General features: G+C 63.6%; 21 protein-coding genes and 2 pseudogenes. 10 read left to right on the top strand and 13 right to left on the bottom strand.

Features of this window, described 5'->3' with window-relative positions; genetic code table 11:
- Position 1 precedes the first annotated feature (1 nt).
- From DH10_RS19920 to DH10_RS19910, 3 genes and pseudogenes are all read right to left on the bottom strand, one after another.
- Positions 2–2,414: pseudogene (locus DH10_RS19920) on the bottom strand (fimbria/pilus outer membrane usher protein).
- Positions 2,386–3,105, bottom strand: coding sequence for a fimbrial biogenesis chaperone (locus DH10_RS19915; RefSeq protein WP_192256482.1), 720 nt, complete (start codon positions 3,103–3,105; stop codon positions 2,386–2,388). The pseudogene DH10_RS19920 and the gene DH10_RS19915 overlap by 29 nt, the downstream one beginning before the upstream one ends.
- A 22-nt stretch (positions 3,106–3,127) precedes the next feature.
- The gene (locus tag DH10_RS19910) at positions 3,128–3,625 is read right to left on the bottom strand and encodes a Csu type fimbrial protein (protein ID WP_192256480.1); all 498 of its coding nucleotides are present in this window, start codon (positions 3,623–3,625) and stop codon (positions 3,128–3,130) included.
- Positions 3,626–3,835: 210 nt separating this feature from the next.
- Between DH10_RS19910 and DH10_RS19905 the strand changes: the two are divergent.
- The 6 genes and pseudogenes from DH10_RS19905 to gmk form a co-directional block, all read left to right on the top strand.
- Positions 3,836–4,030, top strand: a pseudogene (locus tag DH10_RS19905) (SDR family oxidoreductase); the annotation flags it as partial.
- A 199-nt stretch (positions 4,031–4,229) separates the two neighbouring features.
- Positions 4,230–4,466 carry an acyl carrier protein gene (locus DH10_RS19900; RefSeq protein ID WP_006203723.1) on the top strand — a complete coding sequence of 79 codons (237 nt, stop codon included), beginning with the start codon at positions 4,230–4,232 and terminating at the stop codon, positions 4,464–4,466.
- A 34-nt stretch (positions 4,467–4,500) separates the two neighbouring features.
- Positions 4,501–5,763: a beta-ketoacyl-ACP synthase II gene (fabF, locus tag DH10_RS19895; RefSeq protein WP_192256478.1), complete on the top strand. Its 1,263-nt coding sequence runs from the start codon at positions 4,501–4,503 to the stop codon at positions 5,761–5,763.
- 103 nt (positions 5,764–5,866) lie between these two features.
- Complete coding sequence (gene mltG / locus DH10_RS19890; RefSeq protein ID WP_192256476.1) at positions 5,867–7,123, top strand: endolytic transglycosylase MltG; 1,257 nt, start codon at positions 5,867–5,869, stop codon at positions 7,121–7,123.
- A gap of 155 nt (positions 7,124–7,278) precedes the next feature.
- Positions 7,279–8,169 (top strand): YicC/YloC family endoribonuclease, encoded by an 891-nt coding sequence (locus DH10_RS19885; RefSeq protein WP_192256474.1) that lies wholly within the window; start codon positions 7,279–7,281, stop codon positions 8,167–8,169.
- A 5-nt stretch (positions 8,170–8,174) separates the two neighbouring features.
- Positions 8,175–8,849, top strand: coding sequence for a guanylate kinase (gene gmk / locus DH10_RS19880; protein WP_192256472.1), 675 nt, complete (start codon positions 8,175–8,177; stop codon positions 8,847–8,849).
- 10 nt (positions 8,850–8,859) lie between these two features.
- Here the strand turns inward: gmk and DH10_RS37940 are convergent, their stop codons facing one another.
- The 9 genes from DH10_RS37940 to lptF all read right to left on the bottom strand — a co-directional run bounded on the left by DH10_RS37940 (position 8,860) and on the right by lptF (position 18,966).
- Positions 8,860–9,078 (bottom strand): Fic family protein, encoded by a 219-nt coding sequence (locus tag DH10_RS37940; protein WP_343221584.1) that lies wholly within the window; start codon positions 9,076–9,078, stop codon positions 8,860–8,862.
- Entirely contained in the window at positions 9,003–9,440 is a 438-nt protein-coding gene (locus tag DH10_RS19875; protein WP_312891337.1) for a Fic/DOC family protein, read from the bottom strand. Before DH10_RS19875 ends, DH10_RS37940 begins: the two co-directional genes overlap by 76 nt.
- Before the next feature lie 383 nt (positions 9,441–9,823).
- The gene (locus DH10_RS19870; protein ID WP_192256470.1) at positions 9,824–10,720 is read right to left on the bottom strand and encodes a class I SAM-dependent methyltransferase; all 897 of its coding nucleotides are present in this window, start codon (positions 10,718–10,720) and stop codon (positions 9,824–9,826) included.
- Positions 10,721–11,060: 340 nt separating this feature from the next.
- Entirely contained in the window at positions 11,061–11,894 is an 834-nt protein-coding gene (gene rsmA, locus DH10_RS19865; RefSeq protein WP_192256540.1) for a 16S rRNA (adenine(1518)-N(6)/adenine(1519)-N(6))-dimethyltransferase RsmA, read from the bottom strand.
- 22 nt (positions 11,895–11,916) lie between these two features.
- A complete protein-coding gene (gene pdxA, locus DH10_RS19860) occupies positions 11,917–12,951 on the bottom strand; it encodes a 4-hydroxythreonine-4-phosphate dehydrogenase PdxA (RefSeq protein WP_192256468.1) in 1,035 nt (344 codons plus the stop codon).
- Between the two features lie 185 nt (positions 12,952–13,136).
- Positions 13,137–14,063 (bottom strand): peptidylprolyl isomerase, encoded by a 927-nt coding sequence (locus DH10_RS19855; RefSeq protein ID WP_192256466.1) that lies wholly within the window; start codon positions 14,061–14,063, stop codon positions 13,137–13,139.
- Between the two features lie 204 nt (positions 14,064–14,267).
- Entirely contained in the window at positions 14,268–16,682 is a 2,415-nt protein-coding gene (locus DH10_RS19850; RefSeq protein WP_192256464.1) for an LPS-assembly protein LptD, read from the bottom strand.
- Positions 16,682–17,764: an LPS export ABC transporter permease LptG gene (gene lptG / locus DH10_RS19845; RefSeq protein ID WP_192256462.1), complete on the bottom strand. Its 1,083-nt coding sequence runs from the start codon at positions 17,762–17,764 to the stop codon at positions 16,682–16,684. The genes DH10_RS19850 and lptG overlap by 1 nt, the downstream gene beginning before the upstream one ends.
- A 2-nt stretch (positions 17,765–17,766) precedes the next feature.
- Positions 17,767–18,966, bottom strand: coding sequence for an LPS export ABC transporter permease LptF (gene lptF / locus DH10_RS19840; protein ID WP_192256460.1), 1,200 nt, complete (start codon positions 18,964–18,966; stop codon positions 17,767–17,769).
- A gap of 351 nt (positions 18,967–19,317) precedes the next feature.
- On the opposite strand from lptF, the gene DH10_RS19835 reads away from it, so the two are divergent.
- Positions 19,318–20,844 (top strand): leucyl aminopeptidase, encoded by a 1,527-nt coding sequence (locus tag DH10_RS19835; RefSeq protein ID WP_192256458.1) that lies wholly within the window; start codon positions 19,318–19,320, stop codon positions 20,842–20,844.
- Between the two features lie 9 nt (positions 20,845–20,853).
- Positions 20,854–21,303 (top strand): DNA polymerase III subunit chi, encoded by a 450-nt coding sequence (locus DH10_RS19830; protein ID WP_192256455.1) that lies wholly within the window; start codon positions 20,854–20,856, stop codon positions 21,301–21,303.
- Between the two features lie 19 nt (positions 21,304–21,322).
- Here DH10_RS19830 and DH10_RS19825 read toward each other — a convergent pair whose 3' ends face one another.
- Positions 21,323–22,219 carry a LysR family transcriptional regulator gene (locus DH10_RS19825; RefSeq protein ID WP_192256453.1) on the bottom strand — a complete coding sequence of 299 codons (897 nt, stop codon included), beginning with the start codon at positions 22,217–22,219 and terminating at the stop codon, positions 21,323–21,325.
- A gap of 119 nt (positions 22,220–22,338) precedes the next feature.
- Here DH10_RS19825 and DH10_RS19820 point away from each other — a divergent pair, with 119 nt between their 5' ends.
- Entirely contained in the window at positions 22,339–23,184 is an 846-nt protein-coding gene (locus tag DH10_RS19820) for an alpha/beta fold hydrolase (protein ID WP_192256450.1), read from the top strand.
- Positions 23,185–23,214: 30 nt separating this feature from the next.
- Positions 23,215–23,711 (top strand): 3-oxoacyl-ACP synthase III family protein (locus DH10_RS19815; RefSeq protein ID WP_425515357.1); only part of this gene is annotated, 497 nt, incomplete at its 3' end.

The following is a 23,711-nucleotide window of genomic DNA, read 5'->3' as shown; positions in this document are numbered from 1 at the left end:
TTCAGCGACAGGCTACGTCCTTGATGGTCACTTGCTGACCTGGTTGGGGCTTATAAGGGAAGTCGGCCCGGCATGAGGTGCCATCCAGGCGGTCGATCATGACCGCGTTCTGGGCACTGAGGCCACGAATGTAGGCCTGACCATCATAGCCGATGACGAATTCTTCCGAGCCGCCTTCGACACGACCTTTCAGACCGGCCTCCAGCGGAGCGCCGCTGCTGTCGACCAGGGTGACCAGCGCCGCTTCTGGCGCCTCCGAGACCCCGAACTTTACGACCACGCCACTGCGATCGGCCGGCATCACGACTTCCTTGGTGGCCGGAACATCCGCATCGACAGGTAGGTTTTTGGGATCGATCGAAACCGTGTTCGGCTCATAGGAGTTGAGGCCAGGGACCAGAATACGCCCTTGCCGGTTGGTCTTTCCAACCGGCCGGTTCTGGAATTGGACATCGACATCCGGGGCACCGACCTCGACGACGGCGAAAGCATCGTCGATACGATTGGTTGCAAAGACCCCGCCGCCTGCCACCGCGATCGCACCGTCCATTTGCGCGGTCGCCCTGACATCCTTGCCGTTGTTGGACGCCGGCTTCGAAGCGGGCGAAGGGCGAGCGGTAGCTCGCAGCGGCCGAACGATTGGGCGTGTCGCCTTCAGAGGTTCGTGCCCGCCAGCCAATGCTGCCGTCTTCCAGCCGCTCCGACTTGGCGATGTCGGCCACGACATTCAGGCCGTCAGGTCCTTGCTCGACCCCCGTGGACGCCGTGATATCGTCACCGAATGGGACTGAGATCCCGGCGAAGACTCCGAAGCTTCCGCTGTCCTCAAGGTCGGTAAAGGCCGTCGCATAGAGGCTGCTTCGTTTGAATATCTGCTGGCTGTAGGAGAGGCCGACAATCTGGCTCTTCTGGCCGTCGGCACTTTCGAGATGCGTGTAGGAGAGGTTGAGGCTCGAAAAATCGAGCGGCGCTGGAACGCTCAGAGTAACCTGGTCGATCGATCGAGGAACGCCCGCGCTGAAAATCGGAAAATCGCCGGGGTCCGAAAACGAGGGTTCGGCCGTCACCGAGGCGATGTCCTCGTAGTCGCCGAAGGCGCGCTGGATTCGGCCGTAGATCGACCAGCCTTCGTAGCTCATCTCCAGCGACGCGTTCACAAGCGAGCCGGTGCGCCCGTCATGATGGCTGCCGGCAACTGCAATCGAAGCCGCGCCCAAAGGGCCGAGGGGAAAGGCGGCGCCCACTCCGCCATTGATCAGATCCTCGCCGCCCTCGGCATGGGCTTCAAGTGTCAGCCAGTTGGTGAGGCCGTAGCGTGCGGTAGCAACACCAAACACTCGGCTGTCATAGTCGTCGGATTCGATGCCGAAATTGCGCCGTGGAAATCCAATTTCCGCCGAGAAATCGAGCAGGTCCTTACCCAGCATGTCGCTGGACGTATAGAAGGCGAGCCTGGTTGTCGTCTCGCGACCGAGACTGTCCCTCAACACGACCTGCGCTTCGCCGGCACCGGCAAACACCGGCAGGTTGGTGATCTGGTAAGGGCCGGCTGGGATGTTGCCGGTGTAGGTGCGGACGTTCTGGGTGTAGACCTCGAGCGTCGAGGGGACGGCCGCGCTTCCGCCGAAGGACGGCAGCGGCAGCGTGACCAGATCGGATCGTAGCGCGAAGTTGCGCTCGGCCTGGATGCCGCCCAGGTAGACGGGCCGCGTCCAGGAAAGCCCGCCGGAGATGAAATCCCCCGCCCGATAGGTCATCAGCCGTTCCGGGTCGGAGTAGCTCCATGTCGTGTTGAGCCGGGTGAAGCCGCCGAATTCGCCATCCGAATAACCGGCGATGAAGTTTTGGCTGAGCGTGCCGAAAGGGCTGAACAGTCGCGCGTCGAAGCCGCCGGAGATGCCCTGGAACAGATCGACGTCCTTCTCGAACAATTGGTTGGAGCTCGCGAAGAGCGAATAATTGAGCACCGCGCCATAGCCGGACTGTGGTTGAATCCGGTCTTCCTTCTCACCCCTGCCAAGGTCGACGATGCGAGCGGCGCGCCCCTCGTTCGTGGTCGTGACATAGAGGCGCTGGGTTGCCTCATCGATCCGAAAGGTCGCGCCGGGGAGCCGATCGACCCTGATCAGGCCATCGCTGCCTTTGGCGCTCTCCACCGGTTTCAGGCCGACCTGTGCCAGCTCGTCCGGGGTCGCTGCCAGGCCGCCGTCCGGAAACTGCGTGAAGGTACCGATCAGATTTGTCGAGGCATCGTTGATGAACACCTCGAGATAAAGATCGCGGCGTTCCGTTTGGGCGGGGGCGGGATCGGCAATTTGCGGCCGCGAATCCTGCGCGTTCGCCGGCAGGAGAGGAAAAAAAGTACCTGCAACGACGACCGCGATCCTACTGCCCTTTGGTCGAAACTGGGGCATTGAATGGTCCAAAGTCGCTCTGTGCCTTCAGCGTGACAGAGCTTCCGGACAGCGATCTGCTGTTGCCGATCGGCCATTGCATGGTGGCGCCGCCCAAAACGTAGCCGACCAGACCGCTACGGCTGCCGAGCTTCCTGCCGCCTTGCGTGAGATTGAGGTTGGACAGTCTGAGACGGCTCTCACCATTGTTGCGCGCCGTCAGAACGAGGCCGCCACGCGCTCGCGACAGGCTGAACGAAACGTTGGGCGCAGCCGCATCCGGATTGCGAAAGAAGACAGGCACGGAATAGCGAAGCACCAGTGTGACTGTGCCGGCCTTTCTGCGCGATGGATCGGGCAATTCGTCCACCAGCACCCGGTAGCTCTCCTCGGAGCGTACTGGAGCTTTACTCAGGCGAACGACGCGAACGACATAGTCGGCGTTCGGCCCGAGTTGCGTCGATGGCGGGCTGGCGACCACATCCGAAGTTGGCTCCAGCCGCTCTACGCCGTCCACCTGGCTCCATTTGAAAACGCGAAGCTGCACGTTGATCGGCTTCCTGGCATCATTATGCAGATTGAGCACGGCGGCACTGTCGGGGGCGATCGGCTCCAGACTGGTCGGGGCTACTCTGAGAGAGGCAGCCTGTGAAACGCTCGCCCACAGCAAGAAGAGTGCCGCGGCACCAATGCGTGACAGCATGGGTCGCATGTCGTCCCCTCCGTCGGAATGGTCAGTAGGTTACGGTGATCGCAACCGTGTCCGTGTAAACGCCTGCGGCTGGCGTTGCCTGCGGCGGCACCCGTCCATAGACGGTCAGGTTCTGGACATTACCGTTACCGGTTCCAGCAACCGTGTCGGTGCCAATCGTCTCCCCCCAAAGCAGGGTGCGCGCAGTATCCCGATAGAGGGTGTAGTTGACCGTCGCAGCCGCTGGCCCGGTCATTTTGCGGATAGCAACCGTCGCGCCGGCGCCAGCGCCGGCGCTCAGACCAACATTGTAGGTCTGGCCAGAGGTGCATTGCACGCCGATGGTGCTGGTTTGGTCGACGTTGGTATCGATGACGCCTTTCGAGCCGAAATCCAGATCGCTGGCGGTCTGGACCTTGCATTCGGCGGCGATAGTGATGCGAACCGTCATGTTGCCTGTCGCGACCGCCGCAACGGCGGGGCCTGGGAGGAATGATTGGCATAGGATAATGGCCGAAGTAGCCAAGGGTAGGATGCGCATTCAGTACTCCCGTCCTTGGGGATTCCTCTCAATGAGAAAGCCCGACAGCCAAGTACCCACCCTACATACCTCCTATGCCACAATAGACCCTGTGGTTCAATTAAGACGTGTGACGATTTTTGCTTCTGGAATTGATTCGTCGGTTGTTCGGTATTTGTTCGCTATGAATATAAGTGTATTAGAAGCTATGAATTCAATGCCGGAAAGCCTCCAGGCTTCATCGAATCGGCCATGACCGACAAGCTCAACGACAAGCAGAAGGAAGTGATCATGGCGGCGATTCCCACCAAGCGCATGGGGACGGGCGCCGAGGTCGCTTCGGCGGTTGCCTATCTCGCCTCGGACGAAGCGGCCTACGTCACCGGCCAGACCATCCATGTCAATGGCGGCATGGCGATGATCTGACCGAACAAGGTCCGGTGGCTGTGAAAACAGCCATTTCGGCTTGGACGCCCGCCATTTTTCGTGTAATGCGGCCAGCAACCCGGCGGTTCGGGCAAGAACCGGTCCTGTGGCGTTGCGTTTCCCACAAGACCATCTTTCAGCTTGATTAGCGGCATTCCGCCCGCTAACGAAGACAACACAACGTAAGACGAGGCCCCAAATGAGTGACACCGCAGAGCGCGTCAAGAAGATCGTCATCGAGCATCTCGGCGTCGATGCCGACAAAGTGACGGAGCAGGCGAGCTTCATCGACGATCTGGGCGCGGACAGCCTCGACACGGTCGAACTCGTCATGGCGTTCGAAGAAGAGTTTGGCGTCGAGATTCCGGACGACGCCGCCGAGACCATCCTGACCGTCGGCGATGCCGTAAAGTACATCGACAAGGCCTCGGCCTGAGGCTTTCCGCGGGCATCACCGGGGAGGACCTGCGATGAGGCGAGTCGTCGTCACGGGCCTTGGCCTGCTTTCTCCGTTCGGCACGGGCGTCGAGCACAGCTGGAAGGAACTGCTTTCCGGCCGCAGCGCCGCCCGCCGCATCACCGAATTCGAGGTGGACGACCTTGCCTGCAAGATCGCCCACGTCGTTCCGCGCGGCGACGGCTCCAACGGCACCTTCAATCCCGAGGCCGTGCTCGAGCCGAAGGAGCTGCGCAAGATCGGCGACTTCATCCTGTACGGCATCGCGGCCGCCGACGAGGCGCTGGCCGATTCCGGCTGGAAGCCCGAGACGCATGAGGACCAGTGCGCCACCGGCGTGCTGATCGGTTCCGGCATCGGCGGCATCGACGGCATCGCCGAGAACGCGATGATCCTGAAGGAGCGCGGCCCGCGCCGCATCAGCCCGTTCTTCATCCCTGGACAGATCATCAATCTGGTTTCCGGCCAGGTTTCCATCCGGCACGGGCTGAAAGGCCCGAACCATGCGGTCGTCACTGCCTGCTCGACAGGCGCGCACGCCATCGGCGATGCCGCGCGGCTGATCATCTGGGGCGATGCCGACATCATGGTGGCCGGCGGCGCCGAGGCGCCGATCACGCGGCTTTCCATGGCAGGGTTCGCGGCGTGCCGCGCGCTCTCCACCGAGCGCAACGATACGCCCGAGACCGCTTCGCGCCCCTATGACCGCGACCGCGACGGCTTCGTCATGGGCGAGGGTGCCGGCGTCGTCGTCCTTGAAGAGCTGGAACACGCCAAGGCGCGCGGCGCCAAGATCTATGCCGAGGTCACCGGCTACGGCCTGACCGGCGACGCCTATCATATCACCGCTCCGGCCGAGGACGGCGACGGCGCCTTCCGCTGCATGACGGCGGCGCTGAACCGGGCGAAGCTCTCGCCGGCCGATATCGACTACATCAATGCGCACGGCACCTCGACCATGGCCGACACGATCGAGCTCGGCGCTGTCGAGCGGCTGGTCGGCAATGCTGCCTCGAAGATCTCGATGTCGTCGACCAAGTCGTCGATCGGCCATCTGCTGGGCGCCGCGGGCGCCGCGGAAGCGATCTTCTCCATCCTCGCCATCCGCGACAACATTGCCCCCGCCACCATCAACCTCGACAATCCGGAACGCGAGACGGCGATCGATCTCGTGCCGAACAAGCCGCGCCAGCGCCAGATCGATGTGGCGTTGTCGAACTCCTTCGGCTTCGGCGGCACCAACGCCTCGCTCGTCTTCCAACGCTACAATGGCTGAGCATTCAGCCCACCGGCAGGTCCGCCGCCTGCCGTCATTTTTGCCAAATTTGTCCCTACGCTTCGGCTAGGGGATTCGTTGCAAGATCAGACGGTAGGGCGCCATGAATACAAATCCGGGCGGCGGTGGGGAATTCGGACAGCGTCAGACGCAAGGACCGATCGTGCCCAAGACAGCCGCCGAAGCGTTGCGCCCCGAGGCCGGCACGCCGCCGCCGTCGAAACGCTCGCGCGCGTCGCGCAGCCAGGTCGTCGTGTTCCTGAATTTCTTCCTTTCATTGGCCATCCTGCTCGTGCTCGCCTCGGGTGCTGCGCTGTATTTCGGCATGCAGGCCTTCGTTGAGCCGGGTCCGTCCGCCAATGGCGACACCTTCATGGTCAAGCCGAGTACCGGCGTGCAGGAGATCGCCGACCAGCTGGAGCGTCGCGGCCTGGTCAGCGATGCCCGCATCTTCAGGCTGGGCGTGCGCGCCACCGGCAATGATTCCGCGCTGAAGGCCGGCGAATACGCCATCAAGCCGCGCGCCTCGATGCGCGACATCATGGAACTGTTCAAGAGCGGCAAGTCGGTGATGTATTCGCTGACCATCCCCGAGGGGCTGACGGTCGAGCAGGCGCTGCAGCGCGTGGCCGAGCAGGAGGCGCTGACCGGCGACATGCCGGCGACCATGCCGCCCGAGGGCAGCATCGCGACCGACACGCTGCGCTTCACCCGTGGCGCCACCCGGCAGCAGATGGTCGACAAGCTGGTCGCCGATCAGAAGAAGCTGGTCGACGACGTCTGGGCGCATCGCGCGCCCGATCTGCCGCTCGCCAGCATGGAGGACTTCGTCATCCTGGCCTCGATCGTTGAGAAGGAGACAGGCCGGGGCGACGAGCGCTCGCGCGTGGCCGCCGTCTTCCTCAACCGGCTGGCCAAGGGTATGCGGTTGCAGTCGGACCCGACCATCATCTACGGCCTGTTCGGCGGCAAGGGCAAACCGGCCGACAGGCCGATCTACCAGTCCGATATCGAGAAGCAGACGCCCTATAACACCTATCTGATCAAGGGCCTGCCGCCGACGCCGATCGCCAATCCGGGCCGCGCGGCGCTGGAGGCGGTGGCCAATCCGTCGAAGACCGGCGATCTCTATTTCGTCGCCGACGGCAATGGCGGCCATGTCTTTGCCGCGACGCTGGAAGAGCACAACCAGAACGTCGCCCGCTACCGCGCGCTGCAGAAGAAGCAGGCCGACGATGCGGCCAAGGCCTCCGGCCAGACGACGGCGCCGGCCGCTCCCGATGACAATACCGGCGGCAATGCCGGAACCGATCCCGGTGATGCCGGCGACAGCGGCGAGAATGGCGACGCCGCCCAGTAGGCCGCGGCCATTGCCGGTTCTGGCCCGCCTCCTTTGACGCCGGGCCGTATTCATGTTTTGAGGGGGCATCCGACGCTGGCCAGAGGTCCGGCGTTTTGCAAGGGGCGCATGTTCGGGCAGTCGCGCCCGGGCTGCGACAGGGGGTGACACGCATCATGAACGTGCAGAGCATGACCGGTTTCGCGCGAACCGTTGCTGAACGCGACGGCACGTCGATCGCCTGGGAAGTGAAATCGGTCAACGGCAAGAGCGTCGAGGTCAGGCTGAGGCTGCCGCAAGGCTTCGACCGGCTGGAACCCGCTGTACGGCAGACCGTGCAGAAGCGCTTCGCGCGCGGCAATTTCCAGGCGACGCTGACCGTCGTCCGTGCCGCCGCCCTCCAGGCGCAGCCGGTGGTCAACGAGGCTTTCCTGAAGGACCTGGCGGGATTGGCGAAGCGCCTCCAGGAGCAATTCGGTGTCGCGCCCGCCACCGCCGACGGCCTGCTTGCGTTGCGCGGCGTGCTCGACATTCCGGAGACAGTCGAGACCGAAGAAGAACGAGCCGTCCTCGATGCCGCGATCCTGTCGGCGCTGGACACGGCGCTTGCCGGGCTGGAGCAGGCAAGGCAGAGCGAGGGGATCGCGCTGCGCATGCTGTTGTCCGGCCATATTGCCACCATCGAGGCGCTGACGCTGAAGGCCGAGGCCGACCCGTCGCGCGAGCCGGCGGCGATCCGCGAGCGCATCGCCGAACAGGTCAGTCTGCTGATGGACGCGTCGGCCAATCTCGACGCGGTCCGGCTGCATCAGGAAGCGGCCTTCCTCGCCACCAAGGCCGACATCCGCGAGGAGATCGACCGGCTGAAGACGCATGTCGCATCCGGCCGTACGCTGCTTCAAGGTGGCGGCGCCATCGGCCGCAAGCTCGATTTTCTGGCGCAGGAATTCAATCGCGAATCGAATACCTTGTGCTCCAAGTCGAACGCTGCCGCGGTCACCGCGATCGGGCTGGAGCTCAAGGCGGTGGTCGATCAGTTTCGCGAACAGGTTCAGAATCTGGAGTGACGGGGATGGTTGCCAAGGAACCGACGGCTGCCAGGGATGCGGGGGCCCGCATCCGCCGCCGCGGGCTGATGCTGGTGCTGTCGTCGCCGTCGGGTGCGGGCAAGTCGACGATCGCGCGCAATCTTCTGGAAAGCGATTCGAGTCTGGAGCTGTCGGTCTCCGTCACCACCAGGCCGCGCAGAGGCTCGGAGATCGAGGGCGTCCACTACCATTTCCGCACCATGCGCGAGTTCGAGCGGCTGCGCGATTCCGATGCGCTGCTCGAATGGGCCGAGGTGCACGGCAATTTCTATGCGACGCCGCGCGAGCCCGCCGAGGCGGCGCTGGCCGAAGGCCGCGACATGCTGTTCGACATCGATTGGCAGGGCGCCCAGCAGCTCAAGGAGAAGATGCGCGCCGACATCGTCTCGATCTTCATCCTGCCGCCCTCGATGAAGGAATTGAAGGCGCGCCTGAAGCGCCGCGCCGAGGACCAGGAGCAGGTCATCGAGACCAGGCTGAAGAACGCCCGCGTCGAGATCGAGCACTGGAAGGAATACGACTTCGTCATCGTCAACGACGATCTCGACCGCGCCTTCGCCGAGGTCCGCGCCATAGTGACGGCGGAGCGGCTTCGGCGCGACAGGCGGCCCGGCCTGTTCGACTTCATCTCGGGATTGCTGGACGAGAAGACGGCTTAGCCCCAGTTGCTCATCTAAGGTCCGCCGATCTCCATGATGACATGATGAGTTGCACCAGGGGCGCCTCGTCGCCCGCAAAGCTCTCGATCATCGCGTCCAGGACACGCTCGCGCTCAAGGACATCGGCATTGAACGAGAATCCTGCGTTCTCCATCAGCATCGCCAGGAAGGTAAGCTGAGTACGGCCATTGCCTTCTCGGAATGGATGCGCGGCGTTAATTTCGGCCAAACATGGGCCGCGCGAACCGCGAAGTTTTCGATGCTAAGCCCGCGAAGATACTGGTCCTTGATCAGCCCGTCGAAGATCCTGCGCATCTCCTGCTCGATATATTCGGGATAGCAGAACCAATTGCCGCCTTTGCCGATGCGAACCTCGCCAGCCCATTCATATACGTCTTGGAACAGGTGGTGATGAATGGCCTTGTAATGCTGGTAGTCCAGGTTGCCGGCCGGCATCTCTTCGTCGGTTCTGGTCAGGAAGAGCGCCAACTCGAATTCGTCGAGTTCGGCCTGGTTCTCGATATTTAGCTTGTTTCGAAGAACAGTCGTGCCCGGATAGCAAAGCGGATCTCGTTCAGCGGCGTAGACCACTCCACAATCCTATTTCGAGCGGCGTGCCTGTTCCTTGATCAGCGCCCTGCGCTCATCACCACTCAGGCCGCGCGCCCGGCTATCCCTTAGTATGGCCCTCATGCGTCGTGACAATTTGAGGCCTTCGACGGCACTGATCTTTTCGCCCTTGTCACTGGTCAAAACGAACTGACCACTTTTGCTCGCAGGGACGGCGGCTGGGCTTTTTTCATGGGATCACACTATCATGCCCCTGCGATTTCCGGGCAATTGCTTGCCTTTCACGAGCCAATTCCGGTGAGGAATCTGTCATAGAGACCAGGCTCAAGAATGCCCCCGTGTCGAGATCGAGCATGGAAGGAATACGACGTCATCATCGTCAACGACGACCGCGCCTTCGGCGCTTACACCACTGAACGTCGCGCTGTGACAATCCAGGTAGCCGCATTGAGGAATACGCCGCATGGCGTCTCGTGCTTCCTCAGTTCCGACCTTACATCGGCAAACGCGGCATCCGCCCTGTCCCGGTACTCTCGGATCATCGTGCCGACACCGCCGATTTTGATGATCTCCATGACTTCATCCAAGCTGCCGCCGGTCTTCAAGTCCAGGGGCGTGATGAGGATGTTCGTGAACCCGGCGGAAGCCAGGACCGAATGTGTATAGTCCGGATCGGCAAACGAGAATGCAGTGGATGGATTTGGCGGCGGCAAGCCGAGGCTGCGAAGAGCAGCTTTTAGCGGCACAGTCACCCACTCAATCTCTTCTCGTGGCCGCCAGCAGACGAACGACAGACGCCCTCCAGGCTTGAGGGCGCGGCAGAGGTTGGAAAATGCCGCGACAGCGTTATCGAAGAACATGGTGCCGAAGCGGGAAAAAACGCCGTCGTATCCTTCCGGGCCAAAGTCTAAGGACTGAGCATCGGCTTCAATGAAGCGGACATTGCTCAGCTTCATTTCCCTGGCATGACGACGTGCCACCGCGAGCATGGGACCGGACACGTCGACGCCGAGCACCGCTCCCGACGGGCCGACCGCTTGCGCCAAGGCGCAGCTCGTGTGCCCGCATCCGCAACCAACATCGACCAGCCTTTCACCGTCACGCGGGTCCAATGCGTCGATAGCCCGGTCTCCGAGAGGCCCCAACTCGCGTTCCAGAGCCGATTGGAGCCGGACCCACTCGGGTCCGCATATCTCCGTCCAATATCTGATCTCATCGGCATTCACGTCGTTTTCCGCCGTTTGACATTTGGCGCTGACGCCGACCTGTCCGCCAACAAAAGCCATTTGGTCGAGCCTCATCCGAGAGCCTCTCTAGGCAGAAACGCTATGCGCGGCGTGGTTCTCTCGGCGGAGTCCGGTCACCGCTGTACGGCGGCAATTCAGTCGGCTTCATACCGCATGAAAATCGATCCGCAGCGAACTGCCGACATCGATCCTAGCATAAGTGATTGCAAGATCAAAGCGGTTGCAAATATGAAGCAGTTTGGTGACGCGCAACCGCCCAGCCCTTCTTCTCCACAGAGGACCGGAGACATCGCGAACGGTGTGCGAGGACATCGCAAACAGTTTTGCGCTTTTGCGAGAGGGGTCGGGATGCCACTCGAAGACAGAAGCGCGATGTCTCAGGGCAGGGCGCGCTTCACACCGCGTTCGTCAACCTTACGAACTCCTCCACGCTGAGCGTCTCGGCGCGGCGCGTTGGGTCGATGCCGGCGCGGCTGAGCAGGGCTTCGCCGCCGAGGCTTTTCACGCTTTGCCGCAGCATCTTGCGGCGCTGGCCGAAGGCGGCTTCGGTGACGCGGCCCAGCCGCTTGCCGTCGGTGGGCAGGGGGGAAGCGCGCGGCACCAGATGCACCACCGAGGACGTGACCTTGGGCGGCGGCGTAAAAGCCTGCGGCGGCACGTCGAAGGCGATCTTTGCCTCGGTGCGCCAGCCGGCCAGCACGCCGAGCCGGCCATAGGCATCGCTGCCTGGGCCGGCGGTAATGCGCTCGGCCACCTCGCGTTGGAACATCAGCGTCATCGATTGATAGAAGGGCGGCCATTCGGCCATCGTCAGCCAGCGGATCAGAAGCTCCGTGCCGATGTTGTAGGGCAGGTTGGCGGCGATCTTCACGGGGCCGCCATCCGCCGTGCGGGCAAGCGCGGCGAAATCCGTCTTCAGCGCGTCGCCGGGAATGACCTCGAGCCGGCCGGGATAATGGCTGGACACCTCCGCCAGCGCTTCCAGGCAGCGCTCGTCACGCTCGATGGCGATAACGCGCTTGGCGCCGTTGAAGAGCAGCGCTCGGGTCAGCCCGCCGGGGCCGGGGCCGACCTCGATCACCGTTGCCTCACCAAGTTCGCCGGCCGTGCGTGCGATCTTGCTCGTCAGGTTGAGGTCGAGCAGGAAGTTCTGGCCCAGCGCCTTCTTCGCCTGCAGGCCGTGGCGCTCGATCACCTCGCGCAGCGGCGGCAATCCGTCGATGTTCACGCGCCCCCCGCTCAATCGAGCCTCATGCGGCTGCGGCCTGGCGGCCGCTGTCGGCCAACCGGCGCGCGAGCCTCAGCGCCGCGATCAGGCTGTCGGCGCGCGCAATGGCCTTGCCGGCGATGTCGAAGGCCGTGCCGTGGTCCGGCGAGGTGCGGATGAAGGGTAGGCCGAGCGTCACATTGACGGCCTCGTCGAAGGCCAGTGTCTTGGCCGGGATCAGCGCCTGGTCGTGATACATGCAAAGTGCTGCGTCATAACCGGCGCGCGCCTGCGGATGGAACATGGTGTCGGCCGGCAGCGGCCCGACAGCGTCGATGCCCTCGGCCTTGAGCGCCTCGACGGCCGGCAGCACGATGGAAAGATCTTCCGAGCCCATTGTGCCGCCTTCGCCGGCATGCGGGTTGAGACCGGCAATGGCGAGCCTGGGCCGCGCAATGCCGAAGCGGCTCTGGAGGTCGGCGGCGGTGATGCGGGCCGTAGCGACGATCAGCTCGCTCGTCAGGACCCTCGGCACCTCGGCAAGCGCGATGTGGATGGTGACCGGAACGGTGCGCAGTTCGGGTCCGGCAAGCAGCATCACCGGCGTCACCTCTGCGCCGGTGTGGCGCGAGGCCAGATGCGCCAGGTATTCGGTGTGGCCGGGAAAGCGGAAGCCGGCGTCGTAGAGCGGTTTCTTGGCGATGGGACAGGTGACCACCGCGGCGGCCTGGCCGGCGAGGCAGTCGGCGACGGCGCGGTCGATCGCCTCGATGGTGCCCGCTGCATTGGCCGGATTCGGCTTTCCGGGACTGTCCAGATGGCGGGCGTAGAGCGGAACTACGGGCAGCGCGCGGGAAAAGTGATGCGCCGCTTGCTCCGGCAAGGTCTCCATGATTGCTATCGTTGCGCCGATTTCGCGCGCACGCGCCGCAATCAGGGCCGGGTCGGCGAGCAGGTAGAAAGGCGGAACGCCGGCGCTGTCGCCCGCCTGCCAGGCGGCGATGGCGATCTCGGGCCCGATGCCGGATGGATCGCCGACGCTGAGCGCCAGCGGCACATCGTTCCTGCGCGCGCTCATGGCGTCCCGCGCGATGTCTGATTTGCTCCGGGGCAGGACGCCAGGATCGAGCCTTGTTCTGTCACGCGCCGAAACTCCGTCGCCCTAAAGCAATTCCAGGAAAGTGTGCAACGGTCTTCCGTCCGGAATTGCGTGAAAACAAACACTTAGAGCGGGTCAGCGTCTCGGTGAAAAGCTGAGACGCTCTAGCGTTCGACGATGGTGGCCTTTTTGCGCAGTTCGTCGACATATTTCTTGCTGAGCTCGTCAGCGTCCTTGTCGTTGCTGCCGCCTTCGGCCTGGAACACCATCTGAGCGGCCTTGTCGTCGGAAACCTCGCGCGAGGAACAGATGCCGATGAACTCGACGCCGCGTTCGGTCTCGCGCGTCGGCGTCGCGCCGCCGACCTTGGTCGCCTTGATCTGCTCTGCCCAGTCCGACGGCAATTGCGGCGCCAGTACGCGGCCGAGATCCCGCACCGTGACGTCGATCAGCCCCTTGGCGAATTCGCGCGTGGTGTTGCAGCCGTTGAAGCGGGCACGCATGGCGTCGGCCTCGCGCTTGCGCTTGGCAAGCGTCGCGGCGCGCTCGGAAGCGGGCACCACGAAGATCACCTGCTGCAGCATATATTCCATGGCGGTCGGCTTGGAACCGCCCTTGTCGAGCATGCGGCGGACCGCGTCCTGCTCGGTCACCGAGCCGCCCTCACCGGAGCGGTAACGCGCGCTAAGCGCCTGGTTCCAGGCCATCTGCGCGCGGATGAACTCCTTGAAATGCTCCTTGGTGACGCCCGACTGCGCCATGATGGCGTCGAGCTTCGCCAGCGGCATCTTGTTGTTGGAGGCAAAACGCTGATAGGCGGCATCGACCTGCTGGTCGGTGATGCGGATGCCGAGCCGCCTGGCCTCGGCCAGGCGCAGGGTCTGGTTGATCATTTCCTGCGCCGCATCGCCCTTCTTGCGCTGCAGTTTGAAAAATGCGGCACGGTGCGCAATGTCGCCGGTGGTGATCGGTATGTTGTTGACGACATATTTGATCTGGCTGGCGAACGCCGGCGGCGTCATCGCCGCGATCGAAACCGAGGTCGCCGCCACCAGCAGCGCGAATCCTGCCGAAAACAGGTATTTCCTCATCTCACCTTCCCAATTCCTATCCGCCAAGACGGCGCCGCACGTCCTCCGAACGCTTGCGCTATGCGGTCGACCCCTTGCCCGCCCTATGCGGCGAAACAATGTCGCCGGCGCATGACCCCGAGAATCGGCCCCATTTTCGAAGGTTCGCTCGTCAAATCAAGCCTGCGGCTTTCCGGCACGCCAAATCGACGCGCCTGCCGCCGCTTACTGGATCGTGTCGACGGCGGCGGTCGACGAGCCGAAATCGCCGAGCGTGCGGAACGACAGGTTGAAACCGATATTCTGCGACACCTGCTTGGTGACCGTATCGCGCGTCTGCGAGAACGTCATCACATAGGTGAAGCAGGAATCGTTGTAGGCGAAGCCGACGCCGTCTTTGACCAGGACGCTTGTCTCTAGATCGTAGGTGCCGGTGCCGAAGACCCGCCAGTTCTCGGCCAGATGCGTCGAGGCGCCGAGCGTGACCTCGTGGCGGTCCGTGGTGAAGCCGTAGAGCGGCTGCGCCTGGATGAAGGCATATTTGGCGCTGAGCGAAACGGGCAGGCCGGAATAGGCGGCCTTGATCTCCGCGCGCCTGACCTCGAAGCTCTGCTCGTCGAAACGGCCGCTGAGCGAGCCGGAGAAGCCGCTCGGGCTGTTGAAGCCGATGAGGCCGACATAGTCGGATTTCGCGGTCTGCAGGCCCGAATAGGCACCGACATTGACGAGGTCCGGAGCGTCGAACGAGTTCTCGCCGCCCAACTGATAGGATTGGCCGAAGATGGCGTTGGTGCCCCAGCCGTTTTCATAGGCGCCCGAATAGCGGAACCCGACATTGGCGCGCGTGCCGCCTTCGATGCGATCGTAGCCGGAGAACTTGTCGCGCTCGAACAGCGTGGTGGCGTCGAAGACGAAACTCTGCGCGTCCTCGTTCGGAATGGCCAGCCCCCCGACATATTGTTCGTTCGGGCGCACGAAGATCTGTGCCGTCGGCTCCAGGACGTGGCTGGAGTTCGACATCGAGAACAGGAGCGGCCAGCGCGCCTCCAGGCCCAGCGTGGCCATGTAGCGGGCGAGCGAGGAGCGCATGTCGACGTCCTCGCCGAGATTCGCCGCCATTTGGTTGACCGCGGCCAGTGAGCCGGCGGTCTCCGAGCTGTATCCGGTGTCACCGCGCAGCGCGAGCAACGGCGTCAGTTGCAGGCCGCCATCGGTGGTGAAGGTGCGCTTCCATTCGGCTTCGGCCGTCAACCGGCTCGATTGGCCCTCGAGGCCGCGCACGTTGTTGATGGAAGTGGGGATGGCGTTATCGGCCAGCACTGCGTCAAGCCGGTCGCGGCTGATGACGCGCGCATTGACGTTGAGCGACAGCTGGCCGCCAGCCACCGCCATGTCGGGGATATAGGCGTAGTCGAATGACGGCAGCACCCAGGGCTGCTTGGCGGAGCGCGCCGTCGGATCGCTGGAGAGGGTGTCTTCCTGCACCTCGAAGCGCATCGCCCGGACGTCGAAATAATTGCGGTCGCTCAGGCCCGTCAGATAGATCGACGATTGGTGAACGAGTTCGTTGTAGCCGTCGATGTTGTAGGTGCGCGAGAAATTCTTGTCGGTCTGCAGCAGCACATCCCAGCCGAAGTTCCAGCGCTCGTTAATGGCGAACTGGCCCTTGGTGCCCATCATGCCGCGGAACTTGTTCGGATCGTTTTGCTCTCCCGAATCGACGGTGAAGCGATTGCCCGTGCCGATGAAGGCGTCGGGATCCTGCTGATTGATGCCGGCGATCTTCAGGCTGTATTCGCCATTGTTGAAGCGCTGGCGCCATTCGGCCTCGCCGAGGAAGCCCTGCTTGGTGTAGCCGCTGCCGGTGACGGTCAGATCATAGGTCGGCGAGAGCGCGAAATAATAGGGAACTTTGAGGCCGACGCCGAGGTGGTTGTTGTAGACGATGCCCGGGATCAGGAAGCCGCTCTTGCGCTTGACCGTCGGGTCGGCGATCTCGAAGGCCGGCAGATAGGCGAGCGGGAAGCCGAAAAACTCGAAATTCGCGTTCTCGAAGCGAACCGTCTTCTTCTCGCCGTTCCAGATGATCTTTCTCGCCTTGACGCGCCATGTAGGCGCCGAGTCGGGTTTGTCCTCGCAGGGCTCGCAAGCGGTGTAGATGCCGTTGTGGAACGTCGTCAGCACGCCGCCCATGCGCTCGGCGCTTTCGGCGGCGAAATAGGCCTTCTCGACCGTCTCGACGCGCAGCGCGTTGACGAAGCCGTCGGCGAAGTCGTCGGTGATGTCGATATGGTCGGAGTTGATCTTGGTGCCGTCGCTGTTGATGAGCTCGACCGCGCCGCTGGCGACGAGGCGCTTGGTGTCGCGATTGTACACCACGCGCTGGGCGACGAGCTTGTTGCCGCCGTAGTCGATCTGCACGCCGCCGACGGCGGTCACCGTGTGCTTGTCGTTGTCATAGATAAGCGTATCGGCGGCCAGCAGCATCTGCGTGCCGGAGGGAACAGGCTTCGCGGTGATAGTCTGCGCCAGCGCCGGTACCGCCGGTACCACGCAGGCGAACAGACATGCCAAAGCGGTCGCCCCATAAAGGCGTGCCAAACCGGCCTGCCTATGGCTGCGCAAACCAGCCTCCCTCACTAGCCGTCTTCCTTGTATAGCAGAAAAGTCACCCCGAAGAACATAGCCACGACAACCGGAACCCATGCAGCCACCATTGTAGGCACGAATCCGGCGACCCCGAATGCCTTGACCAGTACCGAAACGACATAAAGCAGAAAGCCGGCCAGGACGCCACCCAGAATCATCGTCGCCGACTGCCCCATCCGCGCAAATCGCATTGAAACTGTTGCCGCAATCAGCGTCATGGCGATGAGGAGGAACGGCAGCGCCACCAGCGAATCAAACTGCATGGCGAAGGCATTTGCCTTGAGGCCGAAGGAGCGGGCAACCTCGATCTTGGCCGGCAGCTCGTAGAACGGGATGGTTTCCGGGCGCGCCAGGCGTTCCTGCACGAATTCCGGCTTGAGGTTGGTGGGCACGCGGTCGGAAGGCTCGGGGCGGATGTTGCCGTCCTTGAACACTTTGACGTCCTGCAATTCCCAGTAGCCGTCGCGCAGGAAGGCGTGCGCGGCGTCTTTGCGCTCGACGATGTTGCCCTCCTGATCGAGGACGAAGAACACCGCGTCCGCCATCTCCAGGCCCTGGTTGAGGATGGCGCGGGCGCCGATTATGGTGTCGCCGGAGCTGGTCTTTTGCCTCAGCCACGGCGTCGTGTCCTCCGGGACGGCGTTCGACTTGCCGGCCCGCAGCTGGTTTTCCATCTGCTCGGACCAGGAAAAGCCATGCGCGGCGATCGGGTTGAGCACGCCGACAGAAAGCAGGCCGAACATCAGCGCGCCGACGCAGCACGGGAAGAGAAACTGCCAGGCCGAAACGCCGGCCGAGCGCGCGATGACCAGCTCGTAGCGGCGGTTGAGCGACACCAGCGTCGCCATCGCCGAGAACAGCCCGACGAACGGCACCGTCTGCAACATGATCATCGGCATCCTCAGCGCCGATATGGCGAAGGCGGTACTGTAGGTGAAGCCCGGCAGTCCGGTCGTGCGGCCCGAAAGCTCGGTGAAATCGATCAGGAAGACCAGCGCCAGCAGGCCGAGAAAGAACCAGACGGTGATCGTCACATAGCGAAAGAAGAAATAGCGGCCCAGCGTCCAGCCCATCGTCAGGCTCCCTGGCCCGAGGTGCCGCGCCGGGCGAACCACAGCTTGAGCGCGGTCCAGCCCTCGCTGGCGCGGCCGGCGAGATTCGTCATCCAGTCGGCCCAGGCGGTGGGCAGTTCCATGCTGCGCGAGGAGACGATGAACCAGATGGAGACCGCCGACGCCACGATCGGCACGGCGTAGACCATATAGGCGTAATACCAGACCTTGTCGGCCTTGCCGGCGGCGAAGAAACCAAGCCAGCGCACGAAAAGGGCGATTGCGATTGCCGTGATCAGCGGATGGATGCGCGCCTCGCGGTGCGAGCGCGCGTCGCCTGCGACGGCAAGCGCGATCAGCGCGAAGACCAGCGAATAGGACCATTCGGAGAAGCGCTGATTGAGCTCGGCCGTGTAGCTGCCGGGCTGGCGCTGGTACATCCTGTCGTTGGGATCCGGGTTGAGCAGGTATGGCGTCGTCCGGTCCTTGGGCAGCAGCGTGATCTCGTTCGCCGCCGACATGAAGGCCGACAGGTCGAAGGCGTAGGAGGTGAAGCGGATGACGGAAAGGTCGCCGGTGACCGATTTGCGGTTGATGACGCCGTCATTCATCATCAGCACCTTCTCGTCGCCTTTTTCGACGATGCTGCCGGTCTTGGCGTAATAGGTGAGGTTGGCGCCTTCCTCGCGCGAATCGGCGACGAAGATGCCGCCGAGCCTATTGTCGGGGAGCCGCTCGCCGATTTGCAGGAACAGGCCGTCGTCTATTCTGCGGAACGTGCCTTCCTGGATGATCAGCGACAGAAGGTCGGCGCGAGAGGCCGCCACCAGCTGCCGGTTCTTCTGCCTGGCGTAGGGATCGACCCCGTTGTCGACGGCGAAGGAAAAGACGCTGGCCGCCAGCGCGAGCAAAAGGATCGGTCGGGCGATCGTCCAGCGCGAGGCGCCGGCGGCGTTGATCACCGCCAGCTCCGAATCTGTGTTCATGGCGCTCAGCGTCTGCGCCACCGCGACCACCAGCGCGAACGGCACCACGATCGGAATGATCGAAGGGATGATCAGGGCCGCGACTTCGAAGAAGGTCAGCGCCGACTGGCCGCTGTCGGTGACGAGGTCGATCTTGGCGAGCACCTGCGTCGTCCACACGATCGCCAGTGTCCACACCAGCGCCGCCAGGAACATAGCGGTGGTGCGACGCATGATGTAGCGTTCAACGACCTTCATGAAGGCTTTTCTCGATTGTGCCGAACGGCATCATGCCCGCCGACAAGGTAGTCATCCGGTGACGCCCGCACAACCGGGTCCATGGGCGGCTCATCCTGGTTTGTCGCTCCACACCATGCGCCCCGGCGCGGCGGAGTGTCCGCGTCAATGGATAAGAAATGCAAAACATTGATGGTTAACAAGAGGTTGCGGTAGGAAGCTTATGTCTTGCCGCGACGAATCCTTCGGTGGTTGCAGCGCCGATATAGACAGCGATTTCGGCCAAAGTCTTGCCAAATGGCCGAAAACGACCAAATGTCGCGCACGCTTTGAAAGCCGGTTCGCGGCGCCTCACCCCGAAAGCAGGATCTGATGACTTCGAGACCTTCGATTGCCTTCGCTAAATTTGCCGCGCCCAAAAAAGGCAGCGTCTTCGTGCTTGCGGCCGAGGGCGGCGGTCTTGGCGATGCCGCGAAGGCCTGCGACCCGGCCGGCGCATTGGCGCGCGCGTTTCCGGTCGCCGATTTCTCCGGTAAGTTCGCCAGCACGGTGGAAGTGCTGGCGCCGGAAGGAACATCTGTCGACCGGCTGGTGGCGATCGGCGCCGGCAAGGTCGCAAGCCTCGACGACTACGCCTGGCTGAGGCTCGGCGGCGCGGTAGCCACCGCGCTGCGCAAGGCTGCGGAAGTCGCGGTTATCCTCGACCTGCCCGAGCTCCAGCCGGATGGCAGGCAGGCGGCGAACCTTGCCGCCGGCATCCTCCTGCGCAGCTACGGCTTCGACAAGTACAAGACCAGGAAGGACAAGGAAGAGGGCCAATCCAACGCCAAGGGGGCGGAGACCAAAAAAGCCGAAGCGGCGAAGCCGGCCAAGATAACCATCCACTGCGCCGACCCGTCCGCCGCCAAGAAGGCTTTCGCTGGCGAAGAGGCCGTTATCGACGGCGTGCTGCTTGCGCGCGATCTCGTCAACGAGCCGGCCAATGCGCTTGGGCCGGTAGAGTTCGCCGCTCGCGCGAAGGAGCTGGAAGCCCTCGGCGTCGAGGTCGAGGTCCTCACCGAGAAGGAGATGAAGAAGCTCGGCATGGGTTCGCTGCTTGGCGTCGCGCAGGGGTCGCCGCGCGGTGCCCGCATGGCCGTCATGCAATGGAGGGGCGGCAAGGCCAAGGACGCGCCGATCGCCTTCATCGGCAAGGGCGTCACCTTCGACACCGGCGGCAATTCGATGAAGCCGGCCTCGGGCATGGAGGACATGAAGGGCGACATGGGGGGTGCCGCCGCCGTCACCGGCCTGATCCATGCGCTGGCCGCGCGCAAGGCCAAGGCCAATGTCGTCGGCGTCATCGGCCTTGTCGAGAACGCCGTCGACGGCCACGCGCAGCGCCCGGGCGACATCGTCACCTCGATGTCGGGCCAGACCATCGAGGTGCTCAACACCGACGCGGAAGGGCGCCTGGTGCTGGCCGATGCACTCTGGTACGCCAACGACCGCTTCAAGCCGAAGTTCTTGGTCAACCTGGCGACGCTGACCGGCGCCATCATGGTGGCGCTCGGCCAGCACTATGCTGGCCTGTTCTCCAACAATGACGAGCTGGCGGGCAGGCTCTTCGGCGCCGGACAGGCGACGCAGGAGCGTGTGTGGCGCATGCCGTTAGGGGCCGAATACGACAAGCTGATCGATTCCAAGAACGCCGACATGAAGAATATCGGCGGCCGCTATGGCGGCGCCATCATCGCCGCGCAGTTCCTGCAGCGTTTCGTCAAGGACACGCCCTGGGCGCATCTCGACATCGCCGGCACGGCGATGGGCGCGCCGGCGAGCGAGATCAACCAGTCCTGGGGCTCGGGCTTCGGCGTCAGGCTGCTCGACAGGCTGGTGCGCGATCATTACGAAGGATAGGCTTTCGAGGTGGCCGACATCCTGTTCTATCATCTGACGGAATCGACGCTGGAAGAGGCGCTGCCGGGCCTCCTCGAACGCAGCGTCGAACGCGGCTGGCGCGCCGTGGTGCAGACCGGAACCGAAGAGCGGCGCGACGCGCTCGACCAGCATCTGTGGACCTTTCGCGACGATTCCTTCCTGGCGCATGCCACCGACCGCGAAGCCTATCCGGCCGAGCAGCCGATCCTGCTCACCACCGGGGAAGGCAACGCGAATTCAGCCCAGATACGTTTCCTCGTCGACGGTGCCGTGCCGCCCGAGCTTTCCGGCTACGAGCGGGCGGTCTTCCTGTTCGATGGCCATGACGCGGCACAGCTCGAAGGCGCGCGCGGCCACTGGAAGACGATGAAGGAAGCCGGCCACGCCGTGACCTACTGGCAGCAGACGCCCGACCGGCGATGGGAGCGCAAGGCGTGAGAATCGTCGCGTCTATCATTCAGGGCGCATCCCGTCCCTGTGTCTCAAGATAACGCCACAGCGCTTCGGCCACCGACCCATGCGGCCGGTCGCGCCGGCGCACCGCGGCAACGGTCTCGGTACGGCCGGGAATGTGCCTGCCGGCGATTGAGATCAGCCGCCCGTCGCGCAATTCATCCTCGATCAGCCACGCAGGTAGGTGGCCCCAGGCCAGCCCGTGCAAGATCAGCTCCTTCTTCATCATGTGATCCGGCGTCGAGCAGGAATGCGCGCCGTCGAGGACGAAAAAATTCTCGGTCGACGGACGCCGCGCCGTGTCCCGGATCACGCACTGGGTGAACGGACGCATCGCCTCCGGCGTGATCTGACGCGCGTCTTGGAAGGGCAGGAACCCAGGCGCCACCACCGGCACGAAGGCCACCTTGCACAGATCGATCCGCTCGAGACGCGGATCGGACGGATTGGCGCGATGGAAGATGAGATCGGCCTCGGCATCCATCAGCCGTTCAACCGGTCCACTGATCGCCTCATAGTCAAGATGCAGGCGCGTGCGGGGCCGTTCGGCGAAGAAGCGGCTGAGCAGGCCGAGTATCCGCGGTCTCGGGCAGACATCGCCCATCACGACACGCAGGATGGTTTCCTCGCCGTTCGCCAACTGCGCCGCGTAACTCTGGAGATGTTCGAGCTCGCGCAGCGCCAGCCGGGCGCGCGCATGGAACTGGCGGCCTTCATCTGTCAGGCTCACCCGATATCCGCTGCGGTCGAGCAGGGTGAGGCCGACCTGCTCTTCCAGTCGTGCGACCGCGGCGAAGACGGAAGGATGCGTCCGGCTCAGGACAAGCGCGGCGGCCTGAAAACTGCCCTCGCTCGCCACAGCGTCGAAGCACCTCAGATCGTGGAGCTTCAAATCATGCATTGTCGTGATTTCCTACAGAGATTGTCAAATCATAGTAATTTTCCTCGAAGGTAACCAGACCTAACTTTCTCATCGAAACGACGCGGGACGACCTCCCGCCAGATCAGGTGAGGGCCAAAATGACCGAAACGCTTCATTTCACGGCGGGCGATGGCGTCCGCATCGCCTACCGGCTCGACGGCCCGGAAGACCGGCCCGTGCTTGCGCTGTCGAATTCCATCGCCACGACGCTGCACATGTGGGACGGCCAAGTTCCTGAACTCGCCAAATCCTTCCGGGTGCTGCGCCACGATTTTCGCGGCCAAGGCGGTTCCGACGCGCCAGCCGGCGCCTATTCGCTCGACCGACTGGGCCGCGACGTTCTCGAACTGCTCGATTTCCTCGGGCTCGCCCGCGTGCATTTCCTCGGACTGTCGCTGGGCGGCTTCGTCGGCCAGTGGCTGGGCATCCACGCGCCGGAACGCATCGAGCGCCTGATCCTCTCCAACACCTCGCCGCATCTGGGGCCGGCGTCCTATTTCGACGAGCAGATCCGCAATGTGCTTGCGGCAAGCGACCTGTCGGCCACAGCGGACATGTTCATGCGCAATTGGTTCCCGGCCTCGATGCTTGCCGGCAAGAACAAGACGGTCGCGGAATTCCACGCCGCGATCCTTGCCATGTCGCCGCAAGGGCTCGCGGGATGCTTCGCTGCCGTGCGCGACGCCGACCTGCGCCGCCCGATTTCCCTTATCACCGCGCCCACGCTGGTGATCGGCGGTGTTGACGACAAGGTCACACTCGCCAGCCACAGCGAGGCGATCGCGGCGGCAATTCCCGGCGCCGAGCTTGTGCTGCTTCCCGGCGTCCATCTGCTCAATGTCGAACGCCCGGTGGAATTCATGGACACGGTGACGCGGTTTCTCCGGGAGAGCCAGACGATTGCCGCTAGTGAACTTTGCGAACATCGCCGCTTTTTGGTTTAGATAGACGCAAGCTTACGCGGCGGGGGGAGGATGCGGATCAGGATCGTCGGAACCGGCAGGGCGGTGCCGGCAGAGTGCATCTCGACTCGCGCGCTGGAGGAGAGGCTGGGCCTCGGCCAGGGCGCGCTCGAAGCGGCCACCGGTGTCGTTGAGCGCTATGTCTGCGACGCCGAATCGCAGATCGACCTTGCCTGTGCCGCTGCCTGTCTTGCGCTTGAAGATGCCGGGCTCGAAGCCGAGGCCGTCGACCTGATCATTGGCGGCTGCGGCGTGCCTTATCAGCCGCTGCCGGCGACCGCGCCGCTGGTGATGCAGCACCTCGGTCTTGCCGACGGTTCGGCCGCCGCTTTCGACGTCAACAGCACCTGCCTCGGCTTCCTCACGGCCTTCGAGACGGCAGGCCGCATGATCGAGGCCGGGCAATGCGAGACGGCATTGGTCTTCTCCGCCGAAGTGGCTTCGCGCGCGCTGCCGTGGCGGGACGCGCCGGAGGTGGCCGCACTCTTCGGCGACGGGGCGGCGGCGGC

The sequence above is a fragment of the Mesorhizobium silamurunense genome, from assembly GCF_014843825.1.
In the GTDB taxonomy this organism is placed as follows: Bacteria; Pseudomonadota; Alphaproteobacteria; order Rhizobiales; family Rhizobiaceae; genus Mesorhizobium; species Mesorhizobium silamurunense.
Note: the sequence above shows the minus strand (reverse complement) of the source record. Positions and strands in the feature narration are given on the sequence as shown.